Consider the following 3,160-nt stretch of genomic DNA (forward strand, 5'->3'; position numbering starts at 1 on the left):
CCCCGCGGTCGTGGGCCGGACCGCGGCGGCACCCGCGCCGGTCGCGTCCGGGCCGGCCGCGCCCGCGTCGACGTCGCCCTCGGCGGAGGTGAACCGGGCCCGGCGCGCGGTCGGCGCCGCGGCGGTGCCGTAGCCGACCAGCACCGCACCGCCCGGCTCCTCGGCCTCGGCCTCGACGGCCGGCGCCGACGCGTGCCGCGCCACCGGGGCACCCGCCTGCACCGGGTCGGCGTCCGACGTCGGCCCGTGCACCGGCACCTCGGGCCCGGCGCCGGGCGCGAGGTCCGCGGGGGCGTCCCCGGTCGGGTCGGTGTCGATCTCGATGATCGGGGTGCCGACCTCGACGGTCGTCCCCTCCTCGACCAGCAGCCGCGTCACCACGCCCGCGAACGGGCTCGGCAGGTCGACCAGCGACTTCGCCGTCTCGATCTCCACGATCGTCTGGTTGATCGCCACGGTGTCGCCGACGGCGACGTGCCAGGCGGCGATCTCGGCCTCGGTGAGGCCCTCGCCGGCGTCGGGGAGGCGGAACTGCTGGAAGGACGGCACGGTCGGTGCTCCTCGGGGTGGTGCGGGCGGTGGTCGGCGTGGGGGCGCGGGCGCCCGCGGGGTCAGGAGGCGAGCACGCGGTCGACGGCGTCGAGGACGCGGTCGAGCCCGGGCAGGTACTCGTGCTCCAGCTTGGCCACGGGGTACGGGGTGTGGAACCCGCCGACCCGGAGCACGGGCGCCTCGAGGTGGTAGAAGCACTCCTCGGTGACCCGCGCCGCGACCTCGGCGCCGGTGCCGTACAGGACCGGGGCCTCGTGCACGACGACGCACCGGCCGGTGCGCCGCACCGACTCGGCGACCGTGGTGATGTCGAGCGGCGAGATCGTGCGCAGGTCGACGACCTCCACGCTGCGCCCCTCGGCGGCGGCCGCGTCGGCGACCCGCAGGGCCGTGGCGACGGTCGGGCCGTGCGCCACGAGCGTGACGTCGGTGCCCGGGCGGAGCACGCGCGCGCCGTCCAGGACGGAGGCGGCGGCCAGCGGGTCGGCGTCCGTGTCGACGTCGCCCTTCTCCCAGTACCGGCCCTTGGGCTCGAAGAACATCACCGGGTCCGGCGAGGCGACCGCCTGCTGGATCATCGTGTAGGCGTCCTGCGGGTCGGACGGGCTGACCACGCGCAGGCCGGCGGTGTGCGCGAACAGCACCTCGGGCGACTCGCTGTGGTGCTCGACCGCGCCGATGCCTCCGCCGAACGGCACCCGGATGACGACCGGGAGGTTCAGCCGGCCGCGCGAGCGGTAGTGCATCTTCGACAGCTGGGTGGTGATCTGGTCGAACGCCGGGAAGATGAACCCGTCGAACTGGATCTCGCACACCGGGCGGTAGCCGCGCAGCGCGAGGCCGATCGCGGTGCCGACGATGCCGGACTCGGCGAGCGGGGTGTCGACCACCCGGTCGCTGCCGAAGTCCTTCGCCAGCCCGTCGGTCACCCGGAACACCCCGCCGAGCGCGCCGATGTCCTCGCCCATGAGCATGACCTTCGGGTCCCGCTCCAGGGCGGCCCGCAGGCCCGCGTTGATCGCCTTGGCGAACGTCATCCGCTGCGTGCTCACCGGTGCTCCCCTCCCGCGAACGAGGCCTCGTACCGCTCGAACCACGCGCGCTCCGCGTCCACCACCGCGTGGGGCGTCGCGTACACGTGGTCGAACATCGTGCTGGTGGCCGGGCGGCCGAGCGACCGCACGAACGTCCGGATCCGCTCGCCGAGGGCGTCGGCCTCGGCGGTCAGGTCGGCCCGGAAGGCGTCGGACAGCTCGCCGGTCGCGGCGAGGTGCTTCTCCAGCCGGTCGATCGGGTCGCGCTGGCGCCAGTAGTCCTCCTCCGCCGCCGAGCGGTACCGCGACGGGTCGTCGGAGGTGGTGTGGGCGCCCATCCGGTAGGTGAACGCCTCGACCAGGGTCGGGCCGCCGCCGGACCGGGCGCGCTCCAGCGCCTCGGCGGTCACGGCGTAGGTGGCCAGCACGTCGTTGCCGTCGACGCGGACGCTCGGCACGCCGAAGCCCGGGCCGCGCGCGGCGAGCGGGACGCGCGCTTGGCGGGTCGTCGGCTCGGAGATCGCCCACTGGTTGTTCTGCAGGAACAGCACCAGCGGCGCGTTGTTCACCGCGGCGAACACCAGCGCCTCGTTGACGTCGCCCTGGGCGGTCGCGCCGTCGCCGAAGTAGGTGACGACCGCGGTGTCGCGCTCGGGGTCGCCGGTGCCGACCGCGCCGTCGCGCTGCACGCCCATCGCGTACCCGGTGGCGTGCAGGGTGTGCGACCCGATCACCAGCGTGTACAGGTGGAAGTTGAACTCCTCGGGGTCCCAGCCGCCATGGTCGACGCCGCGGAACAGCTGGAGCAGCTGTGTGAGGTCCAGGCCGCGGGTGTGCGCGACGCCGTGCTCCCGGTACGAGGGGAACACGTAGTCCTGCGGGGCCAGCGCGCGCCCGGAGCCGACCTGCGCGGCCTCCTGGCCGAGGCACTGCGCCCAGAGGCCGAGCTCGCCCTGCCGCTGGAGGGCGGTCGCCTCGGTGTCGAAGCGCCGCACGAGCACCATGTCGCGGTACAGACCGCGCAGGGCATCGGCGTCGAGGTGGGCGACCCGGGCGCTGTAGTCGGGGTGGTCGACGCGCTCGCCCGCGGGCGTGAGCAGCTGGACCAGGCCGTCGTCGGTGAGCGGACCGCTGGTGCTCACGCGGTTCTCCTTCGGGCTGGGGGTGGTCCCGGGCTTCCTCGGGGCCGTGTCTAACCTACGCCAGCGTAGGCTACGCCACCGTAGGTCCAGGGCCCCGGGCGCCGTCAAGACGGGCGCGCCCCCGTTGTGGGGTCCCGACAACCCCCGTGCGCGGCTCAGCCAGCGCCGGGTCCCGGGCGCTGCCGACCGGGCCACGCCGGGGCGGGGCCGCTCCGAGCGCCGTCGGCCCGCGACGCGGCGGAGGGGTTCGTGCCGGGATCCGCAGGCGGGGCCGCGGGGGCGCCCGACGCGGGTGGGGCGGCGTAGGGCCCCGGCGCGGGTGGGGCGAACGACCCCGGCGCGGGCGGCGCCGCGTCGCCCGGCGTCGCCGGCGCAGGCGGGTACCCCGGCACCGCCGGCGCGAGCGGGTACCCGGGCACCGCGGGCGGGTAC

At 75.9% G+C, this 3,160-nt stretch carries 3 protein-coding genes; all 3 read right to left on the bottom strand.

Annotated elements, in window-relative coordinates; genetic code table 11:
• Positions 1 to 549: biotin/lipoyl-containing protein (locus J5O08_RS21300; protein ID WP_308281754.1), on the bottom strand; the 549-nt coding region annotated here is incomplete at its 3' end.
• A 62-nt stretch (positions 550 to 611) separates the two neighbouring features.
• Positions 612 to 1,589: an alpha-ketoacid dehydrogenase subunit beta gene (locus tag J5O08_RS20470; protein ID WP_217616164.1), complete on the bottom strand. Its 978-nt coding sequence runs from the start codon at positions 1,587 to 1,589 to the stop codon at positions 612 to 614.
• An 11-nt stretch (positions 1,590 to 1,600) separates the two neighbouring features.
• Positions 1,601 to 2,728 carry a pyruvate dehydrogenase (acetyl-transferring) E1 component subunit alpha gene (gene pdhA / locus J5O08_RS20475; protein WP_218708754.1) on the bottom strand — a complete coding sequence of 376 codons (1,128 nt, stop codon included), beginning with the start codon at positions 2,726 to 2,728 and terminating at the stop codon, positions 1,601 to 1,603.
• Positions 2,729 to 3,160: the final 432 nt, after the last annotated feature.

The sequence above is a fragment of the Cellulomonas sp. PS-H5 genome (assembly GCF_019265565.1).
GTDB lineage: Bacteria > Actinomycetota > Actinomycetes > Actinomycetales > Cellulomonadaceae > Cellulomonas.